Source organism: Burkholderia sp. CpTa8-5, assembly GCF_017815045.1.
Taxonomy (GTDB): Bacteria; Pseudomonadota; Gammaproteobacteria; order Burkholderiales; family Burkholderiaceae; genus Burkholderia; species Burkholderia sola.
In genome coordinates, this window is the sequence record NZ_JAGIQD010000003.1 from 1 (window position 1) to 14,710 (window position 14,710).

General features: G+C 68.2%; 15 protein-coding genes and 1 pseudogene. 10 read left to right on the plus strand and 6 right to left on the minus strand.

Features of this window, described 5'->3' with window-relative positions:
* Both J8I35_RS06245 and J8I35_RS06250 read left to right on the plus strand, forming a co-directional pair.
* A pseudogene (locus J8I35_RS06245) lies at positions 1-126 on the plus strand (electron transfer flavoprotein subunit alpha/FixB family protein); the annotation flags it as partial.
* Positions 127-271: 145 nt separating this feature from the next.
* Complete coding sequence (locus J8I35_RS06250; protein ID WP_124556028.1) at positions 272-1,696, plus strand: cytosine permease; 1,425 nt, start codon at positions 272-274, stop codon at positions 1,694-1,696.
* Here J8I35_RS06250 and J8I35_RS06255 read toward each other — a convergent pair.
* Positions 1,624-3,165, minus strand: coding sequence for a PLP-dependent aminotransferase family protein (locus J8I35_RS06255; protein ID WP_245170134.1), 1,542 nt, complete (start codon positions 3,163-3,165; stop codon positions 1,624-1,626). The two genes, J8I35_RS06250 and J8I35_RS06255, sit on opposite strands and share 73 nt — an antisense overlap.
* Positions 3,166-3,289: 124 nt before the next feature.
* On the opposite strand from J8I35_RS06255, the gene J8I35_RS06260 reads away from it, so the two are divergent.
* Positions 3,290-4,177 carry a DMT family transporter gene (locus J8I35_RS06260; protein ID WP_209924791.1) on the plus strand — a complete coding sequence of 296 codons (888 nt, stop codon included), beginning with the start codon at positions 3,290-3,292 and terminating at the stop codon, positions 4,175-4,177.
* 144 nt (positions 4,178-4,321) lie between these two features.
* On the opposite strand, the gene lysA is transcribed toward J8I35_RS06260, so the two are convergent.
* Complete coding sequence (gene lysA / locus J8I35_RS06265) at positions 4,322-5,560, minus strand: diaminopimelate decarboxylase (protein WP_124556027.1); 1,239 nt, start codon at positions 5,558-5,560, stop codon at positions 4,322-4,324.
* A 107-nt stretch (positions 5,561-5,667) separates the two neighbouring features.
* On the opposite strand from lysA, the gene J8I35_RS06270 reads away from it, so the two are divergent.
* Complete coding sequence (locus tag J8I35_RS06270) at positions 5,668-6,582, plus strand: LysR family transcriptional regulator (protein ID WP_050014980.1); 915 nt, start codon at positions 5,668-5,670, stop codon at positions 6,580-6,582.
* Between the two features lie 59 nt (positions 6,583-6,641).
* The gene (locus J8I35_RS06275) at positions 6,642-7,241 is read left to right on the plus strand and encodes a GNAT family protein (protein WP_050014981.1); all 600 of its coding nucleotides are present in this window, start codon (positions 6,642-6,644) and stop codon (positions 7,239-7,241) included.
* Positions 7,242-7,368: 127 nt separating this feature from the next.
* Here J8I35_RS06275 and J8I35_RS06280 read toward each other — a convergent pair whose 3' ends face one another.
* The gene (locus J8I35_RS06280; RefSeq protein WP_089489553.1) at positions 7,369-7,947 is read right to left on the minus strand and encodes a DUF4142 domain-containing protein; all 579 of its coding nucleotides are present in this window, start codon (positions 7,945-7,947) and stop codon (positions 7,369-7,371) included.
* A 389-nt stretch (positions 7,948-8,336) separates the two neighbouring features.
* Positions 8,337-8,960, minus strand: a complete 624-nt coding sequence (locus J8I35_RS06285; RefSeq protein WP_209924792.1) for an HAD hydrolase-like protein — start codon at positions 8,958-8,960, stop codon at positions 8,337-8,339.
* 160 nt (positions 8,961-9,120) lie between these two features.
* Here J8I35_RS06285 and J8I35_RS06290 point away from each other — a divergent pair, with 160 nt between their 5' ends.
* Entirely contained in the window at positions 9,121-9,564 is a 444-nt protein-coding gene (locus J8I35_RS06290) for a GNAT family N-acetyltransferase (protein ID WP_050014986.1), read from the plus strand.
* 57 nt (positions 9,565-9,621) lie between these two features.
* Positions 9,622-9,840, plus strand: coding sequence for a DUF1653 domain-containing protein (locus tag J8I35_RS06295; protein ID WP_006480837.1), 219 nt, complete (start codon positions 9,622-9,624; stop codon positions 9,838-9,840).
* A gap of 29 nt (positions 9,841-9,869) precedes the next feature.
* Here the strand turns inward: J8I35_RS06295 and atpC are convergent, their stop codons facing one another.
* Positions 9,870-10,328, minus strand: coding sequence for an ATP synthase F1 subunit epsilon (gene atpC, locus J8I35_RS06300; protein WP_050014989.1), 459 nt, complete (start codon positions 10,326-10,328; stop codon positions 9,870-9,872).
* Between the two features lie 10 nt (positions 10,329-10,338).
* Positions 10,339-11,220, minus strand: coding sequence for an ATP synthase F1 subunit gamma (gene atpG / locus J8I35_RS06305; protein ID WP_209924793.1), 882 nt, complete (start codon positions 11,218-11,220; stop codon positions 10,339-10,341).
* Between atpG and J8I35_RS06310 the strand changes: the two genes are divergently transcribed.
* Genes J8I35_RS06310 through J8I35_RS06320 form a run of 3 tightly spaced genes read left to right on the plus strand, consistent with a single transcriptional unit; the run spans position 11,219 to position 14,686 of the window.
* The gene (locus J8I35_RS06310; RefSeq protein WP_280883887.1) at positions 11,219-12,337 is read left to right on the plus strand and encodes a phosphate acetyltransferase; all 1,119 of its coding nucleotides are present in this window, start codon (positions 11,219-11,221) and stop codon (positions 12,335-12,337) included. The two genes, atpG and J8I35_RS06310, sit on opposite strands and share 2 nt — an antisense overlap.
* Before the next feature lie 10 nt (positions 12,338-12,347).
* Positions 12,348-13,556 (plus strand): acetate/propionate family kinase, encoded by a 1,209-nt coding sequence (locus J8I35_RS06315; protein WP_209924795.1) that lies wholly within the window; start codon positions 12,348-12,350, stop codon positions 13,554-13,556.
* Positions 13,557-13,564: 8 nt separating this feature from the next.
* On the plus strand, positions 13,565-14,686 hold the full coding sequence (locus J8I35_RS06320; RefSeq protein ID WP_124556023.1) for an alpha/beta fold hydrolase: 1,122 nt from the start codon (positions 13,565-13,567) through the stop codon (positions 14,684-14,686).
* Positions 14,687-14,710 lie beyond the last annotated feature (24 nt).

The following is a 14,710-nucleotide window of genomic DNA, read 5'->3' on the forward strand; positions in this document are numbered from 1 at the left end:
ATGAAGGATTCGAAGGTGATCGTCGCGATCAACAAGGATCCCGAAGCACCGATCTTCAGCGTGGCCGACTACGGCCTCGTCGGCGATCTGCACGAGCTTGTTCCGGCGCTTGCCGCGTCGGTTTGAATCCTGCCATCCGTCAGGATGCATCGAGCCTGCACGCGCGCCGCGTCATCGCGACCGGCGCGCGATTTACGCGAAGAACCGTGACCTGATGTCGGCGGTTCGAGCGAACTCCCAAGCGCAGTTTTCCACCGGTCAGGAGCCGAGCATGGAACGTACCGCTTTACCTGTCGCCAATACGTCGCTGATCGAGCGCCGCTCGATCGACCATATCCCCGATGCCGAGCGCCACGGCAGCCTGTTCAGTCAATTTACCCTGTGGTTCGGCGCGAACCTGCAGGTAACGGCGGTCGTCGTGGGCGCGCTGGCGGTGGTGCTCGGCGGCGATGTGTTCTGGTCGTTGATCGGCTTGCTGGCCGGTCAGGTGCTCGGCGGTGCGGTGATGGCGCTGCACGGCGCGCAAGGGCCGCAGCTCGGACTGCCGCAGATGGTCTCGAGTCGCGTGCAGTTCGGCGTGTATGGCGCGATCGTGCCGCTCGTGCTCGTGTGCGTGATGTACGTTGGATTCTCGGCTGGCGGCACCGTACTCGCCGGACAGGCCATCGCGGAGCTGCTGAACGTCGGCCATACCGCGGCAATCCTCATCTTCTCCGCGCTCGTCGTCTTGCTCACGGGCCTCGGCTACCGAACGATTCATGCGATGGGGCGCGTATCGAGCATCGTTGGCACGCTGGCATTCCTGTATCTGTTTGCGAGCCTGCTTCACGGGCACGCTTTCGACACATTGCTCGCGAATCGCCACTTCACGCCCGCATCGTTCCTGCTCGCGGTTTCGTTGTCCGCATCCTGGCAGATCGCCTACGGCCCCTATGTCGCCGACTACTCCCGCTACTTGCCCCGCACGACGTCACCCGCGAAAACCTTTGCAGCGGTGTTCTGCGGAACCGTGATCGGGGCGCAGGTATCGATGACGTTCGGTGTGCTGGCCGCCGCGCTCGCCGGCGAGCGCTTCTCCGGACACGAGGTCGCCTTCATCGTCGGCCTCGGTGCGACGGGGGCTATTGCCGCCGTGCTCTATTTCACGATCGCGCTTGGCAAGCTGACGATCACGACGCTCAACGCATACGGTAGCGTGATGTCGGTCGCAGCGATCCTGACCGGCTTCGGTGGGCGGCGCCAGATCCCGTCGCGCACCCGAATCGCGTTCGTACTGCTGAGCGTTGCGGCGTCGAGCGGCATCGCGCTGGCCGGGCAGCACGATTTCCTGAAAGCGTTCTCGTCGTTTCTGCTGTTTCTGCTCGTGTTCTTCACGCCGTGGAGCGCGATCAATCTCGTCGATTACTACTGCGTGACCCGTGAGCATTACGACGTGCCGGCGCTGTTCGATCCGGACGGGCGGTATGGCCGCTGGAACGTCGTCGGCATCGCCGTCTACGTGCTCGGCGTGCTCGTGCAGATGCCGTTCGTCGCGACGGGGTTCTACACCGGGCCGTGGGTCGAGGCACTGGGCGGCGTCGACGTGTCATGGATCGTCGGCATCGTCGTACCGGGGCTGCTGTACTACGTCGCGTCGCGCGGCGCACGCTCGAACGTGCCGGAGCGTCTGATTCTGTCCGATGCCGACAGCGAGTGACACGCGGTGCGCGCGTGTGCATCCGACGGTGCTTCGGTATCGTGCGATGCACGGCGCACCGCCTCCATCGCCCGCGCCAGCGCATCGAACACCGCCGGCCCCTTGCAGCGCGACACGTTGAAGCGCATGTACGACGACGCGCTGCGCGACACGCTGAATACGTCGCCCGGCGCGAGCACCACGTCGTGGTCCAGCGCATGACGTGCGACGCGCGCCGCGTCGAGCCCGTCCGGCAATTGCGCCCACACGAACAACCCGCCGCGCGGCTCCGTCCAGATCCCGAGCCCGGCTCGCGCGAGGCGCCGGATCGTCTCGCCCATCGCATCCGCGAGCCGCGCGCGCAGGCTGTCGAGATGGCGCCGGTACGTGCCGTCGATCAGCAGCCGATGCACGACGTTGGCGCCGATCTGCGCGTTGCCGAACGACGTCGCGAGCTTCAGGTCGACGAGCGCGTCGATCCATTCCGGCCGCGCGGCGACATAGCCACAGCGGATCGCGGCCGACAGCGTCTTCGAGAAGCTGCCGATCGACACGACGCGCGACAGCCCGTCGAACGCCGCGAGGCGCGGCGCGGGCGTGCTCTCGAAATCCGCGAAGATGTCGTCCTCGACGATCAGCAGGCCGTGCTCGGCCGCGAGCGTCAGCAGCCGGTGCGCGACGGGCGGCGCGAGCGTCGCGCCCGTCGGGTTGTGCAGCGCGGCGTTGGTGATGTACAGCCGTGGCCGATGCTCGGCGAGTGCTTGCTCGAAGCGCACGAGATCGGGGCCGTTCGGCGTGAACGGCACGCTGACGATCCGCGCACGGTGCGCGCGCAGCAGCGCCTGGAAGTTGAAGTAGCACGGATCGTCGAGCACGACGGTGTCGCCCGGCTCCAGCAGCAGGCGGCACACGAGGTCGAGCGCGTGCGTGCCGCCGTCGGTCAGCATGATCTGCGCGGGTTCCGCGTGGACGCCGTGCTGCGCGAGCCGCCATGCAAGCTGCTGGCGCAGCGCGGGCAGGCCGAGCGGCGTCGCATAGTCGGTCAGCGCATCGGCTTCGTCGCGCGACACGGCGCGCAGCGCGCGACGCAGGCTTTCGTCGGGCAGCCACGACGACGGCAACCACCCGCAACCGGGTTTCACCGACGTCGGCGCCGCTTCGAGCGACTGGCGCGACAGCCACAGCGGATCGAGCTCGCGATCGAGGCGCGGGCCCAGCTCGGCGAGCGCGAGCGGCGGTGCGTGGCCTGACACATAGAAGCCCGAACCGCGCCGCGCGACGAGCACGCCTTCGCTCGCGAGCCGCTCGTACGCATCGACGACCGTCGATTTCGATACGTCGAGCGCGTCGGCCATCATCCGGATCGACGGCACGCGCGCACCGGGCATCAGGGCGCGGCTCGCGATCCGCGCGCGCAGGGTGTCCATGACGGTTTCCACGCGCGTGCGCGACGGTGCGGGCGGAGCGGGAATCGGGGCGGAAGGGCGCATGGCGGACGATGAACTGTACGGCCGGTTGTCCAGTACAGTTTGTCTGAATTGTATTGGGCTGTAGCTTACGCCGTTTTCGCCGGCGGCGGATCATCGGTCATCCACTTTCCATTCAGGGTTGACCGTGCAAAAGACGACCGACGGATGGCTCAGCGGCATGCTGGGCGTCATCATCTTCAGTGGCTCGCTGCCCGCGACACGGGTCGCGGTGCAAGGGCTCGACCCGCTGTTTCTCACGTTCGCCCGCGCGACGATCGCCGGCGCGCTCGGCCTGCTGCTGCTCGTCGTGCTGAAGCAGAAGCGGCCGTCGCGCACCGAGGCCGTGTCGCTGGCCGTCGTCGCGCTCGGCGTCGTGGTCGGTTTTCCGTTGCTGACGGCGCTTGCGCTGAAGCACGTGACGTCCGCGCATGCGATCGTGTTCGTCGGGCTGCTGCCGCTCGCGACCGCGCTGTTCGGCGTGTGGCGCGGCGGCGAGCGGCCGCGGCTGCCGTTCTGGATCTTTTCGATCGTCGGCAGCGGCGCGGTGGCCGCGTTCGCGCTGCGCAACGGCGGGCACGCGTCGGTGGTCGGCGATGTGCTGATGCTGGCCGCGATCGTCGCGTGCGGGCTCGGTTATGCGGAAGGCGCGCGCCTGTCGCGCCAGCTCGGCGGCTGGCAGGTGATCTCGTGGGCGCTCGTGCTGTCGCTGCCGCTGATGCTGCCGCTCACGTGGCTGACGTGGCCCGCGTCGTTCGACGGCGTCGATGCCGCCGCGCTGTGGGGGCTCGCGTACGTGTCGCTGTTCAGCATGTTGATCGGCTTCGTGTTCTGGTATCGCGGGCTGGCGCTCGGCGGGATTGCGGGCGTCGGCCAGTTGCAGCTGCTGCAGCCGTTCTTCGGCTTCCTGCTCGCGGCCGGGCTGCTGCACGAGACGGTGCCGCCGTCGATGGTCGTCGTGACGGTAATCGTGGTCGGCTGCGTGGCGGGCGCGAAGTACTTTTCGAAGATGGCGCCCGTGCAGCGCGTGGGGTGATGCAGGCGCCGCGGCTGGCGGCAAGCCCGTTGCTGCCGAACGCACGATAGCGATCCTGCGCCCGGCAGCAAGACCCCAGGCAAAACGGCCAGGCTACCGGTAGCGGCAAGCCTGGCCGTTGGCGTTCGTCACGCCGCGCGCGGGTTACTCGAACGTTTCGAGCGCGAGCAATTCGCCGATCGTCTGCCGGCGGCGGATGAGCCGCGGCGTGCCGCGATCGACGAGCACTTCCGGCGCGAGCGGCCGGCTGTTGTAGTTCGAGGACATCGACGCGCCGTACGCGCCGGCGTCGTGCAGGAACAGCAGGTCGCCGATCTGCGGCTGCGCGAGCTTGCGGTGCGTGACCACGCCGCCTGCGTCCTGCGTGAACACGTCCCCCGATTCGCACAGCGGCCCGGCGATCGCGAGGTCGACGAGCGGCCGGCCGGCGGGCAACGCGCCATCGTGCGCGTGCACCGACACCGCGTGATAGCTGCCGTACATCGACGGGCGCATCAGGTCGTTGAAGCCCGCGTCGATCAGCACGAAATCGTGTTTCGGCCGACGGTTGACGGCCTGCACCTCGGTAACGAGCGTGCCGGCTTCGGCGACCAGAAAGCGGCCCGGTTCGATCTCGATGCGCACCGGGTGGCCGAGATGCCGTTCGATGCGCTTGCGCGCGGCGTCCCACTGGCTGAAGTAGTGTCCGACGTCGACGCGCGGCTCGCCGTCGCGATACGGAATCGACAGGCCGCCGCCGGCCGAGATCGCGTCGATGTCGTGGCCGAGCGACGTGACGAGGTCGACCATCGCATCGCACACCTGCGACAGGTGGCCGTAGTCGACGCCCGACCCGATGTGCATGTGGATGCCGACCAGCTTCAGCCCGTACTGGCGCACGATCTCGATCGCGCGCGGCACGTCGTCGATCCAGATGCCGTGCTTGCTCTGCGGGCCGCCGGTGTTGGTCTTGTTGCTGTGGCCGTGGCCGAACCCGGGGTTGACGCGCAGCCACACGCGGTGGCCGGGCGCGTGCTCGCCGATGCGCGCGAGCATGTCGAGCGAGCCGGCGTTCACGGTCACGCCGTGCTTCAGCACCGCCGCGAGCGTCGGGCGGTCGATCAGGTCGGCCGTGAATACGACGCCTTCCGGCTCGCCGCCCGGGCTGAACCCGGCCGCGAGGCTGCGCTCGATCTCGCCGAGCGACACGGCGTCGACGCATGCGCCTTCGTCGCGCATCAGCTTCAGGATATGGACGTTCGAATTTGCCTTCTGCGCATAGCGGATCACGTCGAACTGGCGCAGTTGGGCGATGCGGTCGCGAATGACGTCGGCGTCGTACACCCACAGCGGGGTGCCGTATTGCTGCGCGAGCGTCGCGAGCTGGCGGGAATCGAGGGACATGGCGGATGAATCGGATCGAATGAACGGATAGCCGGATGATGCGCCTGAAAAGCTATACAGTAAAATGCCTGTTTATCTTCATTCGATTCATTTTTGATATACAGATCATGCTGACGCACCGTCATATCGAGGTCTTTCGCGCGCTGATGGTCACCGGCAGCACGACGCGCGCGGCCGAGATGCTGTACACGTCGCAGCCGACGATCAGCCGCGAGCTGGCGCGGATGGAGCAGGTCGTCGGCTTTGCGCTGTTCGAACGCGCGCACGGCCGGCTGCGCCCGACGATGGCCGCGCTCACGCTGTTCGACGATGTGCGGCTCGCGTATGCGGGGCTCGAACGCATCGCGGCGACGGCCGCGCGCCTGCGCGAGTTTCGCGACGGGCAACTGTCGGTAATCGCGTTGCCGGCGTTCTCGCACGCGATCCTGCCCGGTGCATGCCGGCGCTTTCACGACGCGCATGCGGGCGTCAGCGTATCGGTCGCGACGCAGGAGTCGCCGGTGCTCGAGGAGTGGCTCACCGCGCAGCGTTACGATTTGGGACTGACCGAGCGCGATGTCGCGCCGGCCGGCACGGTGCTCACGCCGCTGCTCGAAGTGGATGAAGTGTGCGTGCTGCCCGGCGGCCATCCGCTGCTCGCGCAGGACGCGATCGACCTGCTGGATCTCGCCGATCGCCCGTTCGTGAGCCTGTCGCTGAACGATCCGTATCGCATCCTGATCGACGAGGCGTTCGCGCAACTCGGCATCGCGCCGCGCTCGGTGGTCGACACGCCGTCGGCCGTGTCGGTGTGTGCGTTCGTGCGGCAGGGGCTCGGCGCCGCGATCGTCAACCCGCTCACCGCGCTCGATTTCGTCGGCCGCGACCTGCACGTGCGGCCGCTGACGCGGTCGTTTCCGTACCGGGTCAGCGTGATCGTGCCCGAGCACCGGCCGAAGAACCTGCTCGTCGACGCGTTCGCCGATGCGCTGCGCGCCGAAGCGAAGGCGATCCGCCGCCGGCTGGCCGCCCACCTCGGCTAGCGGCACCGCCGTATGATGGGCGTTTCGCCGCCATCGCCGTCATTTTCCGGAATCCCGTCATGACCGACGCATCGTCTTTCCTCGAACAACCGACCCTCACCGGCGCACGTGTCGTCCTGCGTCCGCTCGACACATCCGACCGGCAGGCGCTGCTGGATGCCGCGGCTGACGGCGCGTTGTGGAACCTGAAGGTCACGGTCGTGCCCGGCGCGCAGACGGTCGACGCCTACATCGACACGGCGTTGCAGGGGCGGGCAGCCGGCACCGTGATGCCGTTCGTGATCGTCGATCGCGCGTCGGGCCGCGCCATCGGCAGCACGCGCTTCTGGAAGATCGACCGCAAGAATCGCAAGCTCGAGATCGGTCATACGTGGCTGAGCGAATCGGCGCAGCGTACGCGCGCGAATACCGAAGCGAAGCGGTTGCTGCTGGGCTATGCGTTCGACACGCTGCGATGCGTGCGCGTGCAGTTCACGACGGACGAGCTGAACGAGAAATCGCGCGCGGCGATCCTGCGGCTCGGTGCGAAACAGGAGGGCATCGTGCGTCACGAACGGATCATGCCGGATGGCCGCAAGCGCAACTCGGTGCGCTTCAGCATCATCGACGACGAATGGCCGGAAGTGCGGGCGCGACTCGACGCGAAGCTGGCGACGTAACGCGTGACGTGCGAGGCGGAGCGCTCGATGCTCGAGACGTGCGTCGCGCCGCCGGCAGGGGAGGCGGCGGCGCGACGGCGGGGGAAACGGTGCGCCGCGCGCGATGCGCGGCGCTGCATCGGATGAATTACTGCGCCGATGCGAGATGATGACGCTGCGCGAGCTTCTGCGCGTCCGCGTAGTGCGCCTGCAGGATCGGCAGAGCCTGGCGGGCGACTTCCTTCAGCTTGGTGTCGCGGCCCGATGCGATTTCGGCCTGGAACGCCGAGATCGCCTTCTGCTGGCCGGCGAGCGCGACCTGTTCGATATACGCCTTGTCGAACTCGGCGCCGCGCAGGCTCTTGATGCCGTTCAGCACGGTCGTGTCGGGGTCGTTGGCCGGCACGTCGACGCCGCGCGGGCTGGCCGCGCGCATCGCCTGGATGATCTTCGCATCGTCGGTCGACACGCGTTGCGCGAACGCCTTGACCTGGCTGTCCGACGTGCGCGCATCGGCGATGCGCGCGGCGTCGTGCTGGGTCGACACGGTCTTCGTGCCGTCGTTGATGAAGGTCTGGTCGGCTTCGTGGATGCGCGTCGCGGTCGCGGCCGGCGCAGCCGATGCGCCGGGTGCCGGTTGCGCGGTTTGCGCGGTCGCCGTTACGGCGACGAGAAGCAGGCCAGCGGCAGACAAGGCAAGGCGCGAAAGGTGGGGAAAGCGGTTCATGGGACCTCCTCGATCGGGGCTCTGGTTGAAAAACGGATCGTACGATCCGTCGCTGTGCGAGAGACCGGGCGCGCCCGGGCCGGGTTCGACTGCCGCTCTGCCGCGGCGGCGTTCGAAGTGTTTTCCGGCCCGACTGATTCTAGGAGAGCGGTCGGGTAGCAGGTGCAACCGTGCTGTGGCTTGTGTAACGGTTGGTAAGACGAAACGATGAGCACGCGCGCAGCCCGGTAGGGCGTACCTGATACGCATGTGGTGGCGGCAATTTTTGCGTGCGCGTGGCGCATGCAATGGATGAGATGCGTGCGCGTGTCATCGGCATTTCAGCGGTGCGTTGTCGTCGCGGCGCGTCGTGCGAGGGGCGGGGTGCGGGCGTGGCGTGCGTGAAAGCGTCACACGCGATCGAGCAGCGCATCGAGGCGCGGCAGCAACGGCGTCGCGCAATGCGCCTGCAACGCGTCGGGCGCGGTGTAGCCCCACGCGACGCCCTGAAATGCAATATGTGCACGCCGAGCCGCGTCGGCATCGCGGATTTCGTCGCCGACGTACAGCACTTCGTCTGCGCGCACTCCGGCCTCGCGAACGAGCGCGCGCAGACGGCGCGCCTTGCCGAACAGCGGAATGCCGCACGCGAAATGGTCGACGCGTGCGCCGGCGCGCGGACCAAGCCGGTCACGCACGATCTCCTCGGTATTCGACGTGGCGATCGCGATGCGGATGCCGCGCGCGGCGAGCGCGTCGAATGTTTCGGCGACGCCGGGGAACAGTTGCACGTGCGCGACGCGCGGCCGCATCAGGCGGCGCATGTCGATCGTCACGCGCGGCACTTTCCACATCGGCACGTCGAGCGCGCGAACGATGTCGCGCGCCGACATCCCGCGCAGCGCCGGGCGCAGTTCGGGCGTGGCGTCGCGAAAGCCGTGCAGGCGCGAGGCTTCCGTCAGCGCGGCGAGAAAACTGTCGAGCGAATCGGCGAGCGTGCCGTCGAAGTCGAAGGCGATGAGGCGGAAGGTCATGAAGCGGCGTCTCGGGTTTATCGGCGGGTGCCATTGTCGCCGAATCGAGGGTGGCAGTGCGGCTGTTCGTCCACGGCGGACTCCAGTGCCCCTTGTCCCGCCCCCCACGGCGCGGTATCGTCGATGCTCCGCCTTCCGCCCCTCGAACCGGAGAACAGACGTGCCCGCAGCCACCCCCGCCACGCTGAGAATTTCCACCGACAAGCGCGAACTCGACATCGACGCGATCTTCGATTTCCTGCATCGCGACGCGTATTGGTCGCAGGGCATTCCGCGCGACGTGGTCGAGCGGGCGATCGAGGGCTCGCTGTGCTTCGGCGCGTATGTCGGCGACCGGCTCGTCGGGTTTGCGCGGCTCGTCACCGATCACGCGACGTTCGCGTATCTGTGCGACGTGTTCGTGCTGCCGGCCGAACGCGGCAACGGCTACGGCCGCGCACTGATCGACCATATCTTCGCGCAGCAGATGGTGCAGCGGCTGCGCCGCATCATGCTCGCGACGACCGACGCGCACGCGCTGTACCGGCCGGTCGGTTTCGGTCCGCCCGCGAATCCCGAGCGGCTGATGGAGATCCGCCGGCCCGACATCTACACGAAACGCTGACGCGCGCCGCAGCGCATACAATACGCGCTTTCCGTTTTTGCCGAAGAGAAGCACACCATGACCGAACAGGAAGCCGAACAGCTCGCGACGCACCGCCACTACAAGGGCGGCCTGTACCGCTACATCGGCGTTGCGCGCCATTCCGAAACCGAGGAATCGGTGGTCGTCTACGAGCATCTGTGGCCGCATGCGCGCGGGCTGTGGGTGCGGCCGGAAGCGATGTTCAACGGCAACCTCGAAGACGGCACGCCGCGGTTTCGCAAGCTGCGCGACTGAGCGGGCGGCACCGGGGCCGGCGCCGGTGTCTAGCCCGCGCTGCCCGGCTTGTCGTGCGGCGCCTGTTGCCGCAGCGCCATCGCAAAGAAGCGTCGAATTTCATCCATCAATTCCGTGCGGGCCGACGCGAAATCGAACGCGCGCCGGTTTTCGTGCGCGTAGCGCTGGCGCCAGTCGTCGGCCGCATGCCGCGCTTCGCGTGCGCGCAGATCGTCGAGTTCGGGCGTGCGCAACGCGTGATCGGCGATCAGCGTCACGCCGTCGCGGCTGACCTCCAGCACGCCGCCCGCGACGAGCAGGCGGCGATGCTCGCCGGTCGGCGCATCGACGAGCATCACGACGCCCGGCCGGATCCGCGTGAGCAGCGGCGCGTGGTGCGGGTAGATCCCCAGTTCTCCGCTTTCCCCCGGAACGACGACGAAATGCGCGTCGCCGGCATACAGCACCGCTTCCACGCTTACGATGTCGAGCCTCATCGACGTCTTCATGCATGCTCCTTCAGACCGCCGCCGCGCCGGCGACGATTTCGCACAGCTCGGTGGTGATCTGCGCCTGTCGCGTCTTCTGGTACAGGTGCCGCAGTTCGCGCAACACGCGGTCGGCGTTGTCTGTCGCGGTCTGCATGCTGAACATCCGCGCGCATTGCTCGCACGCATAGTTCTCGACGACGGCCTGATAGAGCGTTGCCTCGACGTAGCGCAGCAGCAACGTGTCGACGACCGGTTTGGGCGCGGGCTCGTACAGATAGTCGGACGCGGGTGCGGACGCGGGCGCGCCGTCGGTCGGCGCGCCGGTGTCGAGCCCCACGATCGGCAGCATCGCATCGATGCGCGGCTCGTACGCGAGCGGGCTCGTCAGCCGGTTGTATGCGACGTGTACTTCGTCGAGCTCGCCGTTGACGAACGCGGTCAGCGGCACGAGCAGCGCACCGAGCAACTGCTCGAAGTGCGGCTCGGCGGCCAGGCCGCTCGCACGCGCGGCGATGGTCGCGCCGTGGCGCAGCAGCGGCGCGAGGCCGCGCGCACCGATCACGCTCAACTCGCATGCGACACCGGCACGGTCCCAGCGTTCGAGCGCATCCACGCATTCGACGAGCAGCCGCGCATTGAGCGGGCCGCACAGCCCGCGATCGGTGCTGACGACGATCAGGCCGACGCGGCGCACGGTATCGCGTCGCGCCATCAGCGCCGATACGTGGTCGGGACGGTCTCGCAGCACGCGTTCCGCCATCGCGCCGATGCGCGCCGCATACGGGCGGAACTCGCGCGCGCGTCGCTGCGCGCTCGCCATCTTGGTGCGCGCCATCATTTCCATCGCCTTCGTGATCTTGCGCGTGGACGAGGTACTGGCGATCTTCGAGCGGATTTCGCGTATGTGCATGTCAGGGGGGCGTTGCGGCCGTCCGGATGTCATCGTGCGGATTCATGCTATCGGGACTTCACCTGAAACGATTGACGGAAATCAAACGACTTCGCCCGGTCCCGCACCAGAATCCGTTCACGTGATCCTTGCGAAGGGGCAGTCGATGACCGAATTGCACACGCATCAGAAATACGACGCGCTGATTGCGCGTTGCCACGCGTTGCGGCCTGTGACGGTCGCGGTCGCGCATCCCTGCGACGAGGTATCGCTGGACGCGGCGGCCGCCGCCGCCCGGGCCGGGATCATCGTGCCCATCCTGGTCGGCCCGGTGGCGCGGATCACGATGCTCGCCGCGACGCTCGGTGTGGACCTGTCCGGCTATCGGCTCGTGGATGCGCCGCACAGTCATGCGTCGGCGGCACGCGCCGTCGAGCTGGTGCGCGCGGGCGACGCGCAGGCGCTGATGAAAGGCAGCCTGCACACCGACGAGTTGCTGGCGGAGGTGGTGCGCGCCGACACGGGGCTGCGCACCGGGCGGCGCCTGAGCCACGTGTTCATCATGGACGTGCCGACTTACCCCAAGCCGCTGTTCATCACCGACGCCGCCGTCAATATCCGTCCGACGCTCGAACAGAAGGCCGACATCGCGCAGAACGCGATCGATCTCGCGCATGCGCTCGGCATCGCCCGGCCGAAGGTGGCGATCCTGTCGGCGGTCGAGACGGTCAGCTCGAAGCTGCCGTCGACGCTCGACGCGGCCGCGCTGTGCAAGATGGCCGAGCGCGGCCAGATCACCGGCGCGCTGCTCGACGGGCCGCTCGCGTTCGACAACGCGATCAGCCCGGAGGCCGCGCGGCTCAAGCATCTCGGTTCCGCGGTCGCGGGCGATGCGGACATCCTGCTCGTGCCCGATCTCGAGGCCGGCAACATGCTCGCGAAGGAGCTGACGTTCCTCGCGAATGCCGATGCGGCCGGCATCGTGCTCGGTGCGCGCGTGCCGGTGATCCTGACGAGTCGCGCCGACAGCGAACGCACGCGCCTGGCGAGCTGCGCGGTCGCGGCGCTCGTCGCGGCGGCGGCGCGCGCCACGGCGGCGCCCGTGGACGCGCCGGCAGTTGCGGCCGACGCACACTGACGAGGCCGCGATGCGACATCCCGTCCTGGTGCTCAATGCCGGCTCGTCGAGCCTCAAGTTCTCGGTCTACGACACGCGCGACGATCGTTCGCTCGATGCGGGCCTGCACGGGCAGGTCGAGAACCTGCATGGCGCACCGCATCTGTTCGTGGCCGATGCGCACGGCGCGACGCTCGCCGACAGCCCGGTCGCGCGACCGGGGCATCAAGGCGCGATCGAGGCGCTGCACGCGTGGTTCGCCGCGCACGTCGGGCGGGAGGCCGGGTTCGACGGCGTCGGGCACCGGGTCGTGCATGGCGGCCCGTATTTCACCGCGCCGGTGCGGATCGACGCGCACGTGCTCGATGCGATCGCGTCGCTTTCGCCGCTCGCGCCGCTGCACCAGCCGCATCATGTCGACGCGATTCGCGCGGTGGCCGCGGTTGCGCCGAACCTGCCGCAGGTCGCGTGTTTCGACACCGCGTTTCATTCGACGGTGCCGGCGCTCGAACGGGAGTTCGCGTTGCCGCGCGCGCTGACCGAGCAGGGCATCGTGCGCTACGGGTTTCACGGGCTGTCGTACGAGTACATCGCGACGGCGCTCGCGGCCCTCGATCCGTCGTGGGTGCAGCACCGGACGGTGGTCGCGCACCTCGGCAACGGCGCGAGCCTGTGTGCGCTCGAGAACGGCCGCAGCGTCGCGACGACGATGGGGTTCACGGCCGTCGACGGGCTGCCGATGGGCACGCGCACGGGCGCGCTGGACCCGGGCGTGATCCTGTATCTGCAGCGTCACGCGGGCCGGTCGCTCGACGAGGTCGAGCATCTGATCTATGCCGAATCCGGCTTGCTCGGCGTATCCGGCGTGTCGAGCGACATGCGCACGCTGCTCGCGAGCGACGCACCGTCGGCCGCGCATGCGGTCGAGCTGTTCGCCTATCGCGCGGCCCGCGAGCTCGCCGCGCTGGCCGGCGTGCTCGGCGGTCTCGACACGCTCGTGTTCACGGCGGGCATCGGCGAGCACGCGCCGCACGTGCGTGAACGGATCTGCAATCGCGCCGCGTGGCTCGGCATCGTGCTCGACGACGCGGCGAACGCGGCCGGCTTGCCGGTGATTTCTAGCGACGCGTCGCGCGTGACGGTGCGCGTGATTCCGACCGACGAGAACCTGATGATCGCGCGCCACACGCGCCGCGTGCTGGACGACGCGATCCCTTCCACGCCGTATCCGACCCGGTGAGACCTCCGATGACAGCACGCGACACGCCTTCCCCTGCCGTCAGCGCCCCCGCGCTGCCGATTTTCTGGCCGATGGCCGCCGCCACGGCGATGTTTGCCGCCGGCTCCGAGATCACGGCGCGCAATCTCCGCTTCCTCGCGGAAGAGGAGAAGCTCCATTTCGAAGCGCATCCGGTGCTCGCATCGGCGAACCGGCCGTTGCTGGAACTGCGGACGATGACGTTCCGCGATTATTCGGTCGCGCCGGCGCACGGGCTGCCGACGATCGTCGATGCGCCGTACGCGGGGCACAGCGCGATGATCGCCGACTACCAGCCGGGGCAGAGCCTGATGCAGACGCTGCGCGAGCACGGCGTGACGCGTCTGTACCTGACCGACTGGCGCTCGGCCACCGAGGACATGAAGGACCTCGAGATCGACCAGTATCTGGCCGAGCTGAACGTGTGCGTCGACGAACTCGGTGGCCGCGTGAATCTCGTCGGCCTGTGTCAGGGCGGCTGGATGTCCGCGATGTATGCGGCGCGTTTCCCGCACAAGGTCGCGAGCCTCGTGCTGGCCGGCTCGCCGATCGACACCGACGCGGGCGACGGCCCGATCAAGCGGATGGTGCACACGTATCCGACGTCGTTCTACGAGGAACTCGTCACGATGGGCGGCGGGCTGATGCGCGGGCGCTTCATGCTGCGCGGCTGGAAGAACATGCATCCGGACCAGCACTATCTCGCCGAGCACGTCGACCTGTACGAGCATCTCGACGATCCCGAATACCTGCGCAAGCGCGAGGTGTTCGCGAACTGGTACGAAAGCCCGATCGACCTGCCGGGGCGCTGGTACCTGCAGGCGATCGTGCAGATCTTCAAGGAGAACCGGCTCGCGAAGGGCACGTTCGTTGCGCTCGGGCGCACGCTCGACCTGAAGGACGTCGCGTGCCCGACCTATCTGCTCGCCGGCGAGGCCGACGACATCACGACGCCGGAGCAGGTGTTCGGTGCGCACGATCTTCTCGGGACGCCCGCGTCGCGGATCGAGAGCCGGCTCGTGCCGGGCGGCCATATCGGTCTGTTCATGGGGACGCGCACGCTGACGACGGTGTGGCCCGACATCGCGCGATGGATCGCCGCGCAGCGCTAGGCCGGCGCGGATCGGCAAGGGAGG

Coding starts and splice junctions, on each gene's coding strand:
- J8I35_RS06250 (WP_124556028.1), top strand. CDS start 272: ATGGAACGTACCGCTTTACCTGTCGCCAATACGTCGCTGATCGAGCGC.
- J8I35_RS06255 (WP_245170134.1), bottom strand. CDS start 3,165: ATGCGCCCTTCCGCCCCGATTCCCGCTCCGCCCGCACCGTCGCGCACG.
- lysA (WP_124556027.1), bottom strand. CDS start 5,560: ATGTCCCTCGATTCCCGCCAGCTCGCGACGCTCGCGCAGCAATACGGC.
- J8I35_RS06270 (WP_050014980.1), top strand. CDS start 5,668: ATGCTGACGCACCGTCATATCGAGGTCTTTCGCGCGCTGATGGTCACC.
- J8I35_RS06275 (WP_050014981.1), top strand. CDS start 6,642: ATGACCGACGCATCGTCTTTCCTCGAACAACCGACCCTCACCGGCGCA.
- J8I35_RS06280 (WP_089489553.1), bottom strand. CDS start 7,947: ATGAACCGCTTTCCCCACCTTTCGCGCCTTGCCTTGTCTGCCGCTGGC.
- J8I35_RS06285 (WP_209924792.1), bottom strand. CDS start 8,960: ATGACCTTCCGCCTCATCGCCTTCGACTTCGACGGCACGCTCGCCGAT.
- J8I35_RS06295 (WP_006480837.1), top strand. CDS start 9,622: ATGACCGAACAGGAAGCCGAACAGCTCGCGACGCACCGCCACTACAAG.
- atpC (WP_050014989.1), bottom strand. CDS start 10,328: ATGAAGACGTCGATGAGGCTCGACATCGTAAGCGTGGAAGCGGTGCTG.
- J8I35_RS06310 (WP_280883887.1), top strand. CDS start 11,219: ATGTCAGGGGGGCGTTGCGGCCGTCCGGATGTCATCGTGCGGATTCAT.
- atpG (WP_209924793.1), bottom strand. CDS start 11,220: ATGCACATACGCGAAATCCGCTCGAAGATCGCCAGTACCTCGTCCACG.
- J8I35_RS06315 (WP_209924795.1), top strand. CDS start 12,348: ATGCGACATCCCGTCCTGGTGCTCAATGCCGGCTCGTCGAGCCTCAAG.
- J8I35_RS06320 (WP_124556023.1), top strand. CDS start 13,565: ATGACAGCACGCGACACGCCTTCCCCTGCCGTCAGCGCCCCCGCGCTG.